The sequence below is a fragment of the Legionella qingyii genome (assembly GCF_003990155.1).
GTDB classification, from domain to species: domain Bacteria; phylum Pseudomonadota; class Gammaproteobacteria; order Legionellales; family Legionellaceae; genus Legionella; species Legionella qingyii.
The window spans coordinates 78,494-96,785 of the sequence record NZ_RZGX01000014.1 but is presented as its reverse complement, the minus strand read 5'-3'; the positions used below and the strand labels follow the sequence as shown (position 1 = coordinate 96,785).

Below are 18,292 nucleotides of genomic sequence, written 5' to 3'. Positions count from 1 at the left end.
TAAAAAGGCCACTCACTGATCTGAAGAGGTCCACAAAGTTAGCAAGCGTAGGCCGGGCTGAAAAGCCCAGCCTACGCGCTTTATCTATTAATCAAGGTTCAAATTAATACCAAAAAAAATTGAATTAATGGAGGGTTTTACCTAGTGGTTTCGTTGGCTTGAGATTGAGATGTGATAAAAAGCACAATAAATTCTGATTACTTATAATAGCAATGGTGAATTGTGTTCCGAGGAGGCAGACCACATCCTTGTGGTAGTGCATCGTCCTTGATGCGTTCAAATAATCCTTGTTAAGACATCCGCTGTCCTTCCTCGTACTGATTTAAGCATAGCGAATAATTTTAATGAGTTATACTCAAAATGGCGCATAATCATGTAAGAAATCTCTTAATTTGAGTTTGAGGCCCTAAAATGGGCTGCACATTTTAATTCAGCTGAGGAGTGTTAAAGGTTTAACTTTAATTTACCAAATAAATTATTTGAGATAGATAAGAGTTCTAAATTATGTATAAAGATTATAAGATGATTTTTCTTTTTACAATAAGAAGTGGTCTTTTAAAGTGAATCATATTTGTGCAAAGTCTTCTATAAAAAGAGTAACAGTTGCCTGGCAACTTTCGAAGCCATAGACGCAAAAAATTTGATTTTATGCCAGGATGCACAACAAATTTTTGCGTCTCAAATGAGGGCTTTTTTAGCAGAGTTTATTGTATTGAACAAATTTCTTCGGTTTTTGGTACTGACTCTTGTTCTTGTTGTTTAATTTCTGTTTGAACCTTCTTAGGCTCTGCTTGTAAGGTCTGTTTTAGCGCGGTTAATAGCGTTACAAGATGGCTTTTTCTTGCTAACTTTAACTCGTCAGGTGGCATCTTGCTGGTTGCATTATCTGCAGTTAAGTTATTACAGACTATAAAAGTATCTCCCATTTTTTGAATTTGGATTCCAGGAGTTTTTGGCCCACTATTTATAGCCAGGGTGTTTTCATTGACTTTATACATTCCATAGTCAGGATTAAGCGGAATGTTTTCTCTCAGGGGAAGTTCGGAAAACCAATTCTTAAAAGAATCATAAGTGGTTAGGACGACGTGTGTACCGGTGCTTTGCGAAAAGGCTATATCATCTTCTTCATATGAAAAAAGGCGAATCGTATCATAAAAAGCATGCGCTATGTGCAATTCCTCCTTCATTTTCGTAGCTGAGTCATGAAAAGAAAGTTGCGGTTCAAGAAAATTTGCCAAAGTATCGAGATAGTCTTGAGGTAGTTTTCCAAAAAAACTATCACGAGACGTTCTGCTTACTTGAGCAAGATGAGGAGCCAGTTTTTTTATTTCTGGTTGAAATAAAAATCCATTTTTTTTAAGCTCATCTAAAAACTCCAAAAACTTGGGATGATTTGAGGCTTCTACTTTTGACTTGTCCCATTCATAACCATAAGCTACTCTCAGCTCAAAAGAATATTTATTAACAAGATCTGTAAATTGTTCATTTACTTTAATGGATAAGTAATCGGGAAAAATGTTCTCAAAATTTTCAATAAGTAAGTTTGCATAAAAATTATGTTGATAGCCATGTCGTCCTGAATTATTTTCTTCAAGATATTTGACATATTTTTCTTTCCAAGCAGAATAACGGGTATTAATTTCTAAATTGCTTTGCATGGTATTCTCCTGCGAATAAACATTAGAGCTGTGCGCCAGACTGGAGTTGGTGCGGTGTATGCTAGAGAATATCATTTGTTTTATTAAGGTATGATTAAGCAAACAGAGTAAAAGTTGCAATATACCTACCAACCTATGCAGGAATAGAGTATTGAATTCAGGGCAAGCATCTATTTTTTCCGAAACCCAGCCTGTTTATCTAGCGATTGATAGAACGAATTGGTACTGGGGAAAATCAAAAATCAATATTTTTATGCTATCAGTCAGAAGAAGCAATGCAATCGAAAATCAACAGTTTCAAATTTATTTCAAAAATCAACTTTTAATGTATTTAATAATATGATTAGATGCTGTAGCAGAAATAATTGCTTGAGCTGTTAACTATCGTTCCGCTTTTTGAGGTAAATGCTGTGTCTTATGATGTGTATTCTTTTGATTTTGATGGATGTACAGCCAATTATCTTTTTTTATCAAGTAAAGTCAAAGATATTATTGTCGCCAATAAAATCCTCTTCGATAATATTAAGTCCACAAGTAATCAAAAAATTATTTACATAGGCTCTAATCGTCAAGCTCCACGAGATGATCTTGCTAACTCTTTAGCAGATGAGAGAGGTTCTTGTTATCCAGCATTAGAACAGATTGCTGTGGCGTTAGGAGGAGTTCTTGATAATTTTCTACTAGGTGATATCTATAACAATCTGCCTGACGGAACTTGTTTTAATCAGACATTAAAATATCTGGCTAAAAATAATAAAGATTACAAAGAACTCAGTCCTAAGAAATTTAAATCTCTTTATAACTGGGTTCATGATGAAAGTAAGCTGACCGTCCTTTATGCTCAAATGCATAAAGTATCTTTAGAACATCCTGATGAACCGATTAATTTTAATTTTTTCGACGATAGAGAAGATATTTTAACTCAATTACACGCCTATTTTTTAAAACATCAAGATTTGATTCCAAGCAACGTCACCTTAAATTTGAAGCAGTATAGAGGCCCTATAGATAGAAATAGTCAAGAGATTGATCCGTTAGTGGTAGACTATCCCTCTATTGGCGGAATAAGGCCTGGGGCAGATAAACACTACAGGCAAACTGTCAAAACTATGGTGGCAGTGACGATAGAAAAAATGACTGAAAAAGGAATGGATATAAGCGCCACTGGAGCCTCAAAAGGGATTACCAGCTATACCGAAGCTAAAAAATATGGTTTTGACATATCTGCTATAAAATGCATTAACCATTACGAGCCCGGTATGATGCCGATGAATCCGCCAGATGTGCCATCTGCTAAAAAAGAAAAACTTTTTAGCGAGATGAGAAAACTATATGTATCTAAACATAGCAGTATTGAAAAACTTGATAAGCTAATTCTAGAAAAAAAACATTTCTCGGAACCAACGCCTTCAGGATTCAATTCGGCTACTTCCATAACTCCATCTCCTGAAGCAGAAAAATTTAAACTCCTTCGCGCAGAAAAACCTAAAAGTGAACGCCCAAAAGATGGAGGACTAATGGGAATTCATAAGAGTCTTCATGTACAAGGTATCACTACAGATTTTACAGATATGGAAGAGGTTGAAAATCATTCCTCTGATCTAAAACCGTCAGAATCCTCCCATAATCTCATCGCGACACTCTCTTCACCAGAAGAAAAATTTAAATTTTTTCCTGCAAAAAAGCCTGAAGGTGAACTCAAAAAAAAAGAAGAATTAATGGATACTCATAAAGGTCATATAAATTCAGAATATGTTGAACAAGAACCAACTCAAGGTTCGCCTAACAAGATTTTCTAACTGATCAGTTCAATTACAGTGGCTTTACAGTAAACAAGAGTGGATGATTATTTTTCTCAATTAACCTATTGGTTTTATTAGGGGTGCGACAAGCAACGGAATTAAAAGATACTCTAACGTTAAATTTAGTTCTCTATTAATCCATTAAATGCAAATTTAAATCAATAAAATGCTCTTTGAAAACACTTGCGAATAATAAGATGGAAAAATGAAAATATTAATTTTTAATAGGTTGTATGCTTATAGTATCTTTTAATTCCGTTGCTTGTCGCACCCTTATTACGACTGCTAGTTAACCTTACTGCTCCCAAGTGGAGCATGGTTACTAAATGTCACCTGCAAATGAATTACCAAAGGTCATTGAAAAATCACAAGATGAGATTAAGCAAATCATTGCATCGGTACACTCATCAAACTTTGATGTGGTCTAATTGATTTGATTATTGAAGGTCACGACAACTTTAAAAGTTGTTATAATCAATGACTAATTATGCGATCAGTTAATAAGAATTCACTTATTTTGGTTCATTCTTAAATTATATTGACTGTTAAATTAGCCATCCTGTTCTTAACAAGTAAATTCTATACAGAATTACCATCAGTTAGCGTGATTTGCACGTCTTATCCTATCTTACTAAAGAAAGGTAGACTCAGATCCGTGTTTTATTACAAAGAATTTTGGATATCGAAACACTTTTAACTTAGCTTGTGTACGCTGTCTTCATTTATTTAGTACAAGTAAATTACTGTGATAATTTAATTCATTATAAAAAATTACCTGTTTATTGTTTTTGAACGTTTACAGAGTAATTAAGTTGACGGTGCTTTCGAAATCTATTGACAAAGAGTATTTTGACTATCGTTAATAGGATTAATTAAAAGAAAATCTGACAAGTTTTTGATTAGTTGATTACATTGCTCAGAGATGATTTCAAATAATGTAAAAGCCAATCTGCCTATTCCGATTGGAGAGGTAAGAATTTTTGCACAAATAAGTACGGTAGCTGCAAAAATATTTTTTATAATGTTCGGATCAAAATCAACCGAAGTTGAAATTTTTTCCATTCCGAATGCGTAAAATGTTTTGCCGTAAAGCCCACTAGTAATTTTATTGATAATTTTCGAAAATTCATCAGTACTAAATTCGTAAATACCATCATTACAATCGAAATATTGATAGCGATCATCAGCAATTTTTTTAATTGCAAGTGCATGCCCCCCAATAAGACCAAAATATTTCAAGATAACCGTATCATTATCTTGAATAAGCATTTCCTGTATATCTTTTTGTATTTGTTCTTTTCTCCAATCCATATAAATATCAATGGTCCATGCACTTTTTTTATTTGGTATAAATTGGGACCATTGAGCATTATCAATATCCAAAGTTAGTGGAATTTCCCTTTTGCTTTTCTCAGCATCTTTAGGGAGCACTAATTTTCCTTTAGCCCAAAATAAGCTATAGCCATAACAATCACCTATCAAAGTTTGTGAAGATTGTTTTAAATTTAAGATTTTGTTCATACAACTCTCTTTGATTGGTTTATCTATAATCAATATGCGCTAATAATAACGCATAATGACTCTTAATTGAATATAGTGTTCAGAAACAATCATTAGGTTGAATTTATTTAAAATGAGTTTTCATAAAAAGCAATGATCTTTAGAGTTAATAAAATCAGACAAAGTGTATTAGGAGAGGGGGCTTACTCAGCAAATAGCATTTAAAAAGTCTGATTCCTGTGAATAGTAGACTTTAAGCAGGGAGTGACCTCGAAATAGAACAAATATATGAAAAACAGATTTATTGAGCCTCATAAGCAACAACGTTAGCCCTCCCATTTTGTAAATGAGCAAACCACACATTCGAGATCACTCACTGACGTTCGGGATGACGTATTATTCAGAATGCTCTAAACTAATTCCTTGATACTACTAACTGCTTCTAACGCTACACTAAATCATCCAGGCTACTACTAATTTCTAGCCATTCTTCTTCAGCCTGATTTAATGAAGAGTGAGCAGTGGTACGTTTTTGTAACAATTGATTGAGTGTATTTTGTTGTGTATTGTCTTCATAAAGACTGGCATTACCAAGTTGGTTATCCAACTTGGTAATTTCACTCTGATATTGTTCAATCAATTGCTCCAATTTTTTCAGACGATTTTGTAGGGTTTTCTTTTCTTTATAATCATTTGTAGAAGCAGTTATTGTATTTTCCTTAATTGAATCTTTAGTTTGCAGCCAAGAATAATAATCGTCTAAGTCACCTTCAAAAGGTTGAACTTTTTGTTGATAGACAAGATAGAAATTATCAACACTGGTTTTGAGCATATGACGATCATGGGAAATCAAAATTATTGCACCTTCATAGCTTTGCAATGCAAGCTCGATTGCAGAGCGCATCCCAAGATCCAAATGGTTTGTCGGCTCATCAAGCAGAAGTAGATTGGGTTTGAGCCAAACAAGTTTGGCTAAAGCCAAGCGTGCTTTTTCACCGCCGGAAAAATGAGTGATAGGTTGAACAGCCATATCACCAATAAAATTGAAGCCGCCTAAAAAATCACGAATGCTCTGCTCCCGTGCTTCTGGTGATAGAGCTTGGATTGTTTCTATTGGACTTAAATTACAATCAAGCTGTTCTAGTTGGTGTTGTGCATAATAGCCAATCTTTAAATGAGCTGAACGATGAATTGTGCCATTCAAAGGAGTTAAAGAACCGGTTAACGTCTTGATTAATGTAGATTTTCCTTCGCCATTTGGGCCAAGTAAAGCGATTCTGTCACCTGGATTGAGTGAAAGATTGATTCTCTTTAATATCGCTTTTTCCGATTGATATCCTGCGTCAACCATATTGCATTGTATCAATGGATTTCCTGCGCGAGGACATGGAAAGAATTCGAAAGAAAAAGGAGAATCTACTTGGGCTGCTGCGATAATTTCCATTCTTTCTATAGCTTTAAGACGGCCTTGAGCTTGTTTTGCCTTAGTTGCTTTTGCTCTAAAGCGATTTACAAATGACATCATATGATTGATTTTAGTTTGTTGTTTCTCATACATGGCTTGTTGTAATGCCAGTTGTTGTGCATGTGTTTTTTCAAAACAGCTGTAATTGTCGCTATAAAGCGATAGACTTTGTTTTTCAATATGTAAAATATGAGTAACAAAGGCATCAAGAAATTCTCGGTCATGGGAAATAAGAATAATGGTACTGGGGCTTTGTTTTAAAAAACGCTCTAGCCAAAAAATTGCTTCCATATCTAGATGGTTTGTAGGTTCATCCAGTAAAAGCAAATCAGCCGGTTTCATTAAGCAACGTGCAAGGCTTAAACGCATTCGCCAGCCTCCAGAGAAGCTATTTACTGCTGCCTGTTGCTGCGTACCACTAAAACCAAGCCCAGACATAATCGTTGCGGCTTGAGCGGGTTTACTGTAGCCACCACTATGGCTTAATTCTTCATGACAAGCTAATACTTCCGCATCGTTACCTGTTATTTCTGCCTCTCGTAAACGTTGGATCAATTTCATATAACCATCATCGCCACCTAAGACAAAATCTAATGCTTTTTCATCGCTGTCGGGTAATTGCTGAGATAAATGGCTGATACTAAGTTGGGGATTAATTAAAAACTCACCTGTATCGGGAGTCAATTTTCCTAATAAAAAGTCAAATAATGTGGATTTTCCACACCCATTATGACCAATAAGGCCTATTTTTTGTTTTTCATATAAAGTGACATTGACTTTGTCCAGTAAAACTTTATTGCCGCGACTTAGAGTAATTTGACGAAGAGTAAGCATGATAAATCTTTAGCCATAAATAGAGTTGGTTGCAGAAAAATTAAAAAAACGTAGCATGGGTGCCCAGACTACGATATTAACTCAATTCTAACATAAATCCATTTAACTTGGTTCGGGCTCTATAGTTTTTTTCCTGGCGGATTGATGACGTGCTTGTTTTTCAATGTCAATATAGCGATCTGTTGTTGCACTGGAGCTGTGACCGGCATCATCACGTACATGCTCGCGCGGGCGAATTTTAACATCTTCTGAAATTCCCGTATGCCTGAGCCAGTGGACAGTGGCAGCAGTCAAATTGTCTGCATCTTCTATATGACCTTTTATTCGAAGTTGCTCACCAGCTAAGTCAAAGCAGCGTTGAATAATTCGACGTATCGGTGCTGTATCACTCATGGGGCCATTGCCGCGAATTTTAGGAATAAGCGGGCTATTATCCGCTGGAGAAGGAAGAGGGGGTAGTCCCAGAAAACAACGCCATCGCATTAAGCTATCTAACATCGCATCACTCACTGCGATTTGTCGTTCTTTATTTCCTTTGCCCACAGTTGTAAACCACCAGTGGCCGTTGCTGTCTTTTGAGAAATCATTCATGCTGGGGATCCAGCGCTCACTTGCTGCTAGTTCAGAGATACGAAGATACATACCAAATAACATGCTGAGCATGAAACGAGTACGTTCATGTTTCATAGGTGATTCTTCAGCGAGAGATTCAGCTGCGTCCAAAACGGCACTCCATTGCACCAAACTAAGACGGCGTATGGGAGCATTATGTTGTCTCTTACGAATAAATTTGCTTTTTTGGCGAATAAGGGCAACAGGATTAGAAACTAGGTATTCCTCGGCAATTAAGAAATTAAATAATGTACTTAAAATAGCAAATATTTCCTGAATAGCGCCTTGAGATAAATTGAATTGCTCAATTTCAGGTTTATGGCCATTTTTAATTGCGGATTTACTTAGTGTCACTACGAAGGGTCTCCACTCTTCATTTGGAATGCGATGCCCGTCTTTTTCAATAAAACGAGGAACCTTTTTTAAGCTTATCCACGATTTGACTGGGTTTTGGCAAAAATGAATGTATTGCTCTATATCGTCACGTTTCAATTCATTTAAGGTCGCGTTTTTAATTAACCAGGACCATTGCAACAAACGTTCGGTTTCCCTGCGATAACTATTAAATGTTCCTTGGCTGCCAGTGTAGCTTTTTAAAAAATTCAACGCGTAATTAAAATCATTTTGGAAACGCCGATCAGGCAATACGACGTGTTCATGATTTTTATGGAGATAGTTTATATTGTCGAAGATAGGAAGAAGTTTAAATTTCATAAGTACATTGGAAGATTAATTATAATTATCAATGCTAGCTGAAAAGTGATGAAGATACGAGTAGGGTAAACTTAAGTGGTTGTATTCATGCCGGCCTACATGGCTGAAAAATAATCTAGATGTGCAAACAAAATAAATGTGTATTGTCAAAAAGTAAAATTAATTAAAAATAAATGATTTAAGATATTGACCTTTGTGAAAGCACCTAGTAATATCTGCGCTCTGTCCTTGGGACGGGTTATACGGGGTGTAGCGCAGTCTGGTAGCGCGCCTGCTTTGGGAGCAGGATGTCGGGGGTTCGAATCCCTCCACCCCGACCAAATTTGCGCCCGTAGCTCATCTGGATAGAGCATCGGCCTTCTAAGCCGAGGGTAGCAGGTTCGAATCCTGCCGGGCGTGCCAGCCCAGATTTTATTTATCATATAAGAATTTCTGGTAAAAAAATTTTATATGGTGAGCGTAGCTCAGTTGGTAGAGCCCCGGGTTGTGATCCCGGTTGTCGTGGGTTCGAGTCCCATCGTTCACCCCATTTGAGAAAGAAACAAATGGTTTATCGCTAAAGATTTTATCTGAGTCTTTACAAGACCGAATTACTGATTGATAATCCAACCTGATTTGCGAAAGTGGCGGAATTGGTAGACGCACTGGATTTAGGTTCCAGCGGGGCGACCCGTGAGAGTTCGAGTCTCTCCTTTCGCACCATTATCATTATAAATTCCAATGAGGTGAAGTTAATGCAAGTTTCTGTTGAGACCCTAGAAGGTTTGGAGCGTAAGGTAACAGTTTCTGTACCTGCGGAGAAAGTTGAGGAAGAAGTGAGCTTACGTCTCAAGAATCTTGCTCGTAAAGTTAAAGTTGATGGCTTTCGTCCTGGCAAAGTACCTATGCATTTTGTAGTCAGTCGTTATTCTCACAGTGTTCGTGAAGAAGTCGCTCGTGATATGGTGCAATCCACACTATTTGAAGCATTACAAAAAAATGAATTGGTTCCAGCTGGCTATCCATCTGTTGAGCCTGAGCAGCTTGAGAAAGGTAAAGACTTCAAATATTCTGCGATATTTGAAGTAATGCCTGTATTTGAGATCATTGAATTAAATCAAGCCGTAGTTGAATTAGCGCGTTCTGAAGTAACCGATAAAGATGTTGAAAGCATGTTGGAAAAGCTTCGTGAGCAAAATAAAGAATGGCATGATGTATCTCGGGCTGTCAAGAAAGGCGATAAAGTGCTTATTGATTTCGAAGGTTTTCTCGATGATAAACTTTTTGATGGTGGCAGTGCCAAAGGCCACGAATTAGTTATTGGTTCTGGTTCAATGATTCCTGGCTTTGAAGATGGAATTGTAGGTAATAAGAAAGAAAAACCATTTGATATCAAAGTAACGTTCCCCGAAGACTATGGTCATAAAGAATTAGCTGGTAAAGAGGCTGTATTCAAAATTACTATTCATAATGTAATGGAAGGAAAACTTCCTGAGCTCAATGATGAATTCGCAGAGAAATTTAATATCAAAGAAGGCGGCATAGATGCACTGAAAAAAGATATTAAAGAAAATATGGCTCGTGAATTAGAGCGTCGTGTTAGTATGATGAATAGGGAAAAATTGTTTGATAAATTAATGGAAGTTAATACTATTGAATTACCAAAGGCTTTAATTGACAAAGAAATCGAACATTTGAAACATGATATGTATCATCGTCTTTTTGGACATGAGCATCATGATAATGAACAGATTCCTGATTTTCCTCGTGAACTGTTTGTCGAGCAAGCAAAACGTCGAGTTCATCTTGGTTTACTCTTTTCAGAATATGTTAAGAAACACCAAATCGTAGCCGATAAAGATAAAGTTAATGCAGTGATTGAACGCTTTGCCAGTGCTTATGAAAATCCTGATGAGTTACGTGCTTGGTATCAAAGCAGTAAAGAGCATATGGCTGAGATCGAAGCACTTGTTATGGAAGAGATGGTTGCAGATAAAATTGCTGAGGATGCAAAAGTTAAATATAAGAATAAGGATTATGATTCAGTGATGAATCCTAAACCAGAAACCGAAGCAACTGAAGCGACTGAGAAAAAAGGAGAGTAATTATATGTCGGGCTATTCAGATAACATAATTCGCAATGCCAGTGGATTAGTCCCAATGGTTATTGAACAAACTTCACGTGGTGAGCGTTCATATGATATTTACTCAAGATTATTGAAAGAACGTATTATCTTTCTATTGGGTGAAGTTGAAGATCATATGGCTAATTTAGTGGTTGCTCAATTGTTGTTTCTTGAGTCTGAAAATCCTGAAAAAGATATTTCTCTCTACATTAATTCACCTGGAGGGGTAGTAACTGCTGGTTTAGCAATTTACGATACTATCCAGTTTATTAAACCTGATGTAAGTACTTTGTGTATAGGGCAAGCAGCAAGTGCTGCTGCCTTGTTACTTTGTGCTGGCGCTGATGGTAAGAGATTCTGTTTACCAAACTCACGAGTAATGATTCATCAACCTTTAGGTGGTTATCGAGGCCAGGCAACTGACATTGAAATTCACGCTCGTGAAACTTTAGCTGTAAGAGAACGATTAAATACCATTATGGCAAAGCACACTAAAAAGACTCCTGACCAAATTATGCGTGATACAGAGCGTGATAATTTTATGAGTGCGACACAAGCTGTTGAATATGGTTTGGTAGATCAAGTACTTTATGATCGTGAGTCAGTAACTAAAGCAGAGTAATTATTTACATTAAATTTAAATACTGAACTATAATGTGTCATGGCCCGGATGTAGCGAAGCGGAACCTGGGTTAGGGTTCAGATTTAGCGGGTTCCGCTTCGCTGCACCCAGGCTAGGAATGCGATTAGGGGTCCTTTTAGATTGATTCATTATTACTTCTTCGTATTTCGTTTTGTTTTTAAAAAATAGTTACAGTGAATAACAGTGGCATATCTTTTTCTGATTGACTAATATTTTACATATATTATCTATTTTTCCGATAATCGTTGTAAGAAGGGGTTTGGTTATGAGTAAATCCGGTAACGGAAGTGGCGATAAAGTTTTGTATTGTTCTTTTTGTGGAAAGAGCCAACATGAAGTAAAAAAATTGATTGCTGGTCCTTCTGTGTTTGTATGTGATGAATGTGTTGAATTATGCAACGATATTATTCGTGAAGAAACACATGAATCTCATGAAGAAGCAGAAGTACGCTTGCCATCACCTAAAGAAATTTCAAACTTCTTAGATGAGTACGTTATTGGGCAATCACATGCAAAAAAAGTCTTATCCGTAGCTGTATATAATCATTACAAGCGATTACAACATAAAAGTGAAGACGGGGTTGAACTTGGCAAAAGTAATATTTTACTTATCGGTCCAACTGGCAGTGGAAAAACACTTTTAGCGCAAACATTAGCTCGTATTTTGAATGTTCCGTTTGCAATGGCTGATGCAACTACACTTACTGAAGCAGGTTATGTAGGCGAAGACGTAGAGAATATTATCCAGAAGCTTCTACAAAAGTGTGATTATGATGTAGATAAAGCACAACATGGTATCGTGTACATTGATGAAATTGATAAGATATCACGCAAATCGGATAATCCTTCAATTACCCGTGATGTTTCTGGTGAGGGAGTTCAGCAAGCACTTTTAAAATTGATTGAAGGCACAATTGCTTCAGTCCCACCACAAGGTGGCCGTAAGCACCCACAACAAGAATTCTTACAAGTAGATACTTCTAATATTTTATTTATTTGCGGTGGTGCGTTTGCTGGATTGGAAAAGGTGATACGAGAACGTAGTGATAAGTCAGGTATTGGATTTTCTGCTCAGCTAAAAAACAAAAAGGAAAACAAAGATGAACTATCAAAGGTATTGAACCAATTGGAATCTGATGATTTGATTAAATATGGATTGATACCAGAGTTCGTTGGCCGATTGCCTGTAGTTGCCACGTTACAGGAGTTGGATGAGTCAGCTCTTATTGATATTTTAACTAATCCTAAGAATGCTTTAACTAAGCAATTCCAGTCTTTATTCAAAATGGAAGAAGTGGAACTTGAATTTAGAGAAGAAGCATTGAACGCTATTGCTAAAAAAGCCCTGGAAAGAAAAATGGGTGCACGAGGTTTACGTGCCATACTTGAAAATATTCTTTTAGACACCATGTATGAATTACCTTCTCTTGAAGGAGTAATTAAGGTTGTGGTTGATGAAAGTGCGGTGACTAGCTCATCTAAACCCATCCTTATTTATGAACAAGATGGGATGAAGAGTGCGGCAGGTGGCCAAGAGTAGGATTTTCCTCTATCTCTCTCCTATACTTAATAGGGGAGAGAAGTTCTTTAAAGAACTTTCTTAATTATAACGCTTTGATTTCTTGCAATAACTCTCCCTTCCTTTTAAATTATAATTAGCTGTCAAATAAATATTAAAGTTTTCCGATTGAATAAGGGTTCATTATGTCCACTGAAATTAAAGAGACTTCGAATGAGACAGAAAAACTGTCTAGCATACCTGTATTACCATTAAGAGACGTAGTGGTCTACCCTCATATGGTTATTCCTCTATTTGTTGGTCGAGGAAAATCAATTAAAGCCCTGGAAGCGGCTATGGTTGATAGTAAGCAAATCTTTTTAGTAGCACAGAAAAAATCATCAAATGATGATCCTGGCGCTGAAGATATTTTTCATGTAGGCACATTATCCAGTGTTCTTCAGTTGTTAAAACTACCTGATGGAACAGTGAAAGTATTGGTTGAAGGTGAGAAACGTGCCAAAGCGAAAGAATATAATCAGACTAAAGGATATCTAGAAGCTGATCTTGAATTGCTGGAGGATAAAAATGCCGCAGTTCAGGAACCGGATATTGGTATTTTAATGCGCTCCTTGATGTCGCAATTTGAGCAATACATTAAACTAAACAAAAAAATTCCACCTGAGGTTTTATCTCCTCTTGCTGGTATAGAAGAACCTGGACGGTTAGCAGACACCATTGCTGCTCATTTAACCTTGAAAGTTGACGATAAACAAGAATTATTGGAAACAATGGATGTTGGTACTCGTCTTGAGCGTTTAATGTCGGCTATAGAAAACGAAATTGACTTGCTGCACGTCGAAAAGCGCGTGAGAGGGCGGGTTAAGCGACAAATGGAGAAAAGTCAGCGAGAATATTATCTCAATGAACAAATGAAAGCGATTCAAAAAGAATTAGGTGAATTGGGCGAAGAAGGGAATGAAATTGAACAATTAGAAAATTCTATTAATAAAGCCGGTATGCCCAAGGAAGCAAAAGAAAAATCGCTAGCAGAACTTCATAAGTTGAAAATGATGTCGCCAATGTCTGCTGAAGCGACTGTTATCCGCAATTATCTTGATTGGATGCTTTCAGTACCCTGGAAGAAGAGAACTAAAATTCAATTTGATTTGCCTAAGGCAGAAAAATTATTAGATAAAGAACATTATGGCCTAGAGCTAGTTAAAGAACGCATCATTGAATACTTGGCTGTTCAGCAACGTGTGAAACGTTTAAAAGGTCCTATACTTTGTCTTGTTGGACCTCCAGGAGTAGGTAAAACGTCATTAGGACAATCTATTGCGAATGCTACAGGTCGTACGTTTATTCGCATCGCTTTGGGTGGTGTTAGAGATGAAGCAGAGATTCGTGGTCATCGAAGAACTTATATTGGATCAATGCCAGGAAAAATTATTCAGAAATTGTGTAAGGCTGGAGTAAAGAATCCACTCATTATGTTGGATGAGGTGGATAAGATGGCGATGGATTTCCGTGGTGATCCAGCTGCAGCTTTGCTTGAGGTATTAGATCCAGAGCAAAACCATACGTTTAACGATCATTATCTCGAAGTAGATTATGATTTAAGCGACGTCATGTTCATTGCAACAGCAAACTCGCTTGAAATTCCTGCTCCATTATTAGATAGAATGGAAGTGATTCGACTTGCAGGATACACAGAAGATGAAAAAGTAAGTATTGCCGAAAAATATCTTGTTCCGAAACAAGTCGCCTTGAATGGTTTAAGTAACCAGGAAATACATATTAGTGAAGGAGCGATTCGCGAGGTTATTCGTCACTATACACGTGAGGCAGGCGTTCGTAATTTAGAACGAGATATTGCTAGTGTTTGTAGAAAGGTCGTGAAAGAAATTTTATCTAATAAAAAAGTTAAAAAAATGACTGTAACCACCAGTAATATTGAAAAATATTTAGGTGTGAAAAAATTCAGATATGGTTTAGCCGAAGAGTTTGATCAAGTTGGACAGGTTACAGGTTTGGCATGGACGAGTGTCGGAGGTGAGTTGCTAACGATAGAAGCTTCAATGATGCCTGGCAAAGGAAAAGTGACGCATACCGGTCAATTAGGTGAGGTCATGCAGGAATCCATCCATGCAGCGATGACTGTTGTACGGAGTCGAGCTAAAAAATTTGGCTTAGCTGATGATTTTTATGATAAGAATGACTTCCATGTCCATGTCCCTGAAGGTGCTACACCCAAAGATGGTCCTAGTGCGGGTATAGGTATGTGTACGGTGTTAGTTTCTGTAGTAACACAGATTCCTGTTAAAGCGGATGTAGCAATGACGGGAGAAATAACGCTGAGAGGGCAGGTATTGCCAATTGGAGGTCTTAAAGAGAAGTTATTGGCTGCTCATCGAGGCGGAATTAAACATGTCATTATTCCTGAGGAAAATGTAAAAGACCTGGAAGAGATTCCAGATAATGTTTTACGTAAGCTATCAATTCATCCTGTTAAGACCATAGAACAGGTGTTAGAGCTGGCTTTACAACGCACTCCTTGGGTAGAAAAGCCAAAAAATGTACAGCCTGAGGCTTTAGTAGGTAAAAAATCAAAAAAAATTAAAAATAATGATTTACATACCCATTAATTAGATGTATATTTCGTTTCGTAGCCCGCCACTAGCGGGCATTGCAAGGAAGTAACTACTTGACCGGTTAATTTGGTGAGTTCAAATAAATTAACTTAGAAGTATGGAAGATTAACTGTATAGGGGAAGCAATGAATAAGAGCGAATTAGTTGATGCTATAGCAAGTGGTTCGGGTTTGACAAAAGCTGACGCAAGCAGAGTTCTCGAGACTTTTACTAGTACTATTACTGATGCTTTAAGAAGTGGTGATCAAGTAGTAATACCTGGTTTCGGTTCTTTTTCAACAGGCAATCGTTCAGCACGTACAGGTAGAAACCCACAGACTGGCAAAGTTATTCAAATTAAAGCGTCACGAGTAGCCAAGTTTAAAGCGGGTAAAAACTTGAAAGAGGCAGTTCAAGAAGCATAAGGTTTCTGGGTGCTTAGCTCAGCTGGGAGAGCATCGCCCTTACAAGGCGAGGGTCGTAGGTTCGATCCCTACAGCACCCACCAAGAAATGGAGTGGTAGTTCAGTTGGTCAGAATACCGGCCTGTCACGCCGGGGGTCGCGGGTTCGAGCCCCGTCCACTCCGCCAGATTAACGCGCCGAAAGGCGCGTTTTTTTTATCTGGAATGTTTGTTTTTTCAAAATTATTTCCTTTATTTCAGATTCTTTATATTTAGAGAAAGATTGGGTGAAGTTATAAAAAGAAATACCATACCCACTTCACCATAATTCTATGGCTGATTCAGGAAAGAGGAATTTTGCAAAATAAGTGTACTGTTGTTTTTGTTTTGATTTTTTTCAGTCTGGGGTATAATCGACCCGCGCTGAATTATATAAAGCCTTAATTAATATATGGATCTCGGGACATGTTACAAAAGTTAAATGAACGTATACAGGGTGTTGTAGCTTGGTTAGTAGTTATTTTAATCGGTATTACGTTTACACTTTTTGGTGTGGATTATTATCTACAATCACGTCAAACGACAAATTCAAAGGTTGTCGTCAATGGCCAGCCTTTAACAATGCAAACATTTGAGACCAATTACAGACGTGCTCGCTCCATGCAAGATATTGAACAGATGACTGCTGCTGATGAGAAAAAGCTGCAGAATCAAGTTTTAAATCAAATGATTACTAATGAAGTTATGGTGCAAGCTGCTCGCAAAAATGGATTTGATGTCAGCTCGAATCAGGCAAATGCAGCAATTTTAGGTATCCCGCAGTTCCAGGAAGACGGTCATTTCTCAGCTCAAAAATATCAGCAAGCGTTAAATGCTGCTTTATTTACTCAATCAAGTTTTCAAAACGAAGTAAAACAGGGGATGTTGTTAAACCAGCAACGATTTGCTTTTATGGGAAGCTCTTTTGCTTTACCTGATGAAATTGATCGGTTTGTAAGTCTATACATGCAAAGCAGAGACTATGATTATCTAACCGTTCCAGTGGCACTTTTTGAAAAGGATATCCAGGTTTCTCCAGAAGAAATATCTAGTTATTATAAAAAACACAAAAAAGAATTCATGACCCCAGAAAAAGTCAGCCTGGATTATGTTTCATTATCGATGCATGATATCAAGAGCAAAATTAAAATTTCAGATGATGATGCAAAACGTTATTATGAAGAAAACCAAAATAGCTATTTAATACCTGCTAGTTGGCAAGTGGCCCATATTTTATTTGCTGTTCCAAATGATGCCAGCCAAGCTGATTTGGAAAAAATTCAGAAAAAAGCGAATGATACTTATCAACTATTGCAAAAAAATCCAGAGCAATTTGAACATTTTGTTTCAACGCTTTCGGATGACAAACTTTCCATTGCAGATAAGGGTGTACTTCCCTGGATCTCTGCTGGACAGAATGATTATAATCGAATTTTATCTAATTTAACCAAGCCGGGACAGATTTCGTCTCCTGAAAGAACAAAACATGGTTATGAAATTTTTAAAGTAATTGCTTATAAACCTGTTTCAACAAAATCCTTTTCTGAAGTAGATCAATCGATTAAAGAACAACTTATCGCTGAAGCAGCTCAAAACAAATATACCCAAGCTTTGGAGCAATTATCAGATTTAAGCTATCAAACTCCAGATTCTCTTCAACCAGTAGCAGAGGCATTAGATTTGAAAATCGAAACAACTCAGCCTTTTTCAAGAGAGGGTGGTGCCGATACTATTACAAAAAATAAACAGGTAATAAATGCCGCATTCAGTCATGATGTTCTCGACTTAAGTAATAATAGTGAACCAATACAAATTGATAATGACTCGGTTGTAGTTGTAAGGGTTAATCATCATTGGGATGAATCACAACAGCCTTTGGAATCTGTTCGTGATCAAATTAATAAAATATTAGTTAAGAAAGGTGCTGAAGCTAAAGCCAAAGAAATTGGAATGAATTTATTAAGTCCAGTTGAAGATAAACAGCAGCAAGAACTGATCAGCTCAAATAATTTATCATGGAAATCAGAAGTTATGTCAACTCGTGATAATGATAAGGTTGATACTGATATTAATGATACGGCATTCAATTTATTGCGACCAGAAAGTCGCAATGGTCTTGTTATGCAAAATGGTGATTATGTAGTAGTGAGATTAAAGCAGATTCATGATGGGAAATTGAGTACATTAGACAGGGAGCAGCAAGATAGCTTAATTCAACAAATTGAAGCAAGCTATGGCATGATGGATTATGACTTGTATGAAAAGAGTTTAATTAGTCGCGCACAAATTGTGAAGCATTAAGATCTATAGACAAACGTGCTAAGTAGTATCTTACTTTAGAGGTTCTCTTTAAGTAGGCTGAGTAGCAAAGTTTGGCGATGTAACC

The 18,292-nt window shown here is 36.9% G+C and carries 11 protein-coding genes and 6 tRNA genes; 13 read left to right on the top strand and 4 right to left on the bottom strand.

Going from position 1 to position 18,292, the window contains the following annotated elements:
- Positions 1 to 704 precede the first annotated feature (704 nt).
- Positions 705 to 1,658 carry a hypothetical protein gene (locus ELY20_RS11450; protein ID WP_110142664.1) on the bottom strand — a complete coding sequence of 318 codons (954 nt, stop codon included), beginning with the start codon at positions 1,656 to 1,658 and terminating at the stop codon, positions 705 to 707.
- Between the two features lie 365 nt (positions 1,659 to 2,023).
- On the opposite strand from ELY20_RS11450, the gene ELY20_RS11440 reads away from it, so the two are divergent.
- Positions 2,024 to 3,457 (top strand): hypothetical protein, encoded by a 1,434-nt coding sequence (locus ELY20_RS11440; protein ID WP_110142666.1) that lies wholly within the window; start codon positions 2,024 to 2,026, stop codon positions 3,455 to 3,457.
- Positions 3,458 to 4,291: 834 nt separating this feature from the next.
- Here ELY20_RS11440 and ELY20_RS11435 read toward each other — a convergent pair.
- The 3 genes from ELY20_RS11435 to ELY20_RS11425 form a co-directional block, all read right to left on the bottom strand.
- Positions 4,292 to 4,981, bottom strand: coding sequence for a hypothetical protein (locus ELY20_RS11435; RefSeq protein ID WP_110142667.1), 690 nt, complete (start codon positions 4,979 to 4,981; stop codon positions 4,292 to 4,294).
- 427 nt (positions 4,982 to 5,408) lie between these two features.
- A complete protein-coding gene (locus ELY20_RS11430; RefSeq protein WP_110142668.1) occupies positions 5,409 to 7,259 on the bottom strand; it encodes an ABC-F family ATP-binding cassette domain-containing protein in 1,851 nt (616 codons plus the stop codon).
- A gap of 102 nt (positions 7,260 to 7,361) precedes the next feature.
- A complete protein-coding gene (locus ELY20_RS11425) occupies positions 7,362 to 8,585 on the bottom strand; it encodes a tyrosine-type recombinase/integrase (protein ID WP_110142669.1) in 1,224 nt (407 codons plus the stop codon).
- 243 nt (positions 8,586 to 8,828) lie between these two features.
- Between ELY20_RS11425 and ELY20_RS11420 the strand changes: the two genes are divergently transcribed.
- The 12 genes from ELY20_RS11420 (at position 8,829) to ELY20_RS11365 (ending at position 18,207) form a co-directional block, all read left to right on the top strand.
- A tRNA-Pro gene (locus ELY20_RS11420) sits at positions 8,829 to 8,905 on the top strand.
- A gap of 5 nt (positions 8,906 to 8,910) precedes the next feature.
- A tRNA-Arg gene (locus ELY20_RS11415) sits at positions 8,911 to 8,987 on the top strand.
- Positions 8,988 to 9,038: 51 nt separating this feature from the next.
- A tRNA-His gene (locus ELY20_RS11410) sits at positions 9,039 to 9,114 on the top strand.
- An 88-nt stretch (positions 9,115 to 9,202) separates the two neighbouring features.
- Positions 9,203 to 9,287: transfer RNA gene (locus ELY20_RS11405), tRNA-Leu, on the top strand.
- A gap of 32 nt (positions 9,288 to 9,319) precedes the next feature.
- Positions 9,320 to 10,669 carry a trigger factor gene (tig, locus tag ELY20_RS11400; RefSeq protein ID WP_110142670.1) on the top strand — a complete coding sequence of 450 codons (1,350 nt, stop codon included), beginning with the start codon at positions 9,320 to 9,322 and terminating at the stop codon, positions 10,667 to 10,669.
- Positions 10,670 to 10,673: 4 nt separating this feature from the next.
- Positions 10,674 to 11,312, top strand: coding sequence for an ATP-dependent Clp endopeptidase proteolytic subunit ClpP (gene clpP / locus ELY20_RS11395; RefSeq protein ID WP_110142671.1), 639 nt, complete (start codon positions 10,674 to 10,676; stop codon positions 11,310 to 11,312).
- A gap of 286 nt (positions 11,313 to 11,598) precedes the next feature.
- Positions 11,599 to 12,873, top strand: a complete 1,275-nt coding sequence (gene clpX / locus ELY20_RS11390) for an ATP-dependent Clp protease ATP-binding subunit ClpX (protein WP_110142672.1) — start codon at positions 11,599 to 11,601, stop codon at positions 12,871 to 12,873.
- 164 nt (positions 12,874 to 13,037) lie between these two features.
- Complete coding sequence (lon, locus tag ELY20_RS11385) at positions 13,038 to 15,479, top strand: endopeptidase La (protein ID WP_110142673.1); 2,442 nt, start codon at positions 13,038 to 13,040, stop codon at positions 15,477 to 15,479.
- Between the two features lie 131 nt (positions 15,480 to 15,610).
- On the top strand, positions 15,611 to 15,889 hold the full coding sequence (locus tag ELY20_RS11380) for an HU family DNA-binding protein (RefSeq protein ID WP_003631985.1): 279 nt from the start codon (positions 15,611 to 15,613) through the stop codon (positions 15,887 to 15,889).
- 7 nt (positions 15,890 to 15,896) lie between these two features.
- Positions 15,897 to 15,972: transfer RNA gene (locus ELY20_RS11375), tRNA-Val, on the top strand.
- A 6-nt stretch (positions 15,973 to 15,978) separates the two neighbouring features.
- A tRNA-Asp gene (locus ELY20_RS11370) sits at positions 15,979 to 16,055 on the top strand.
- A 277-nt stretch (positions 16,056 to 16,332) separates the two neighbouring features.
- The gene (locus ELY20_RS11365; protein ID WP_110142674.1) at positions 16,333 to 18,207 is read left to right on the top strand and encodes a SurA N-terminal domain-containing protein; all 1,875 of its coding nucleotides are present in this window, start codon (positions 16,333 to 16,335) and stop codon (positions 18,205 to 18,207) included.
- Positions 18,208 to 18,292 lie beyond the last annotated feature (85 nt).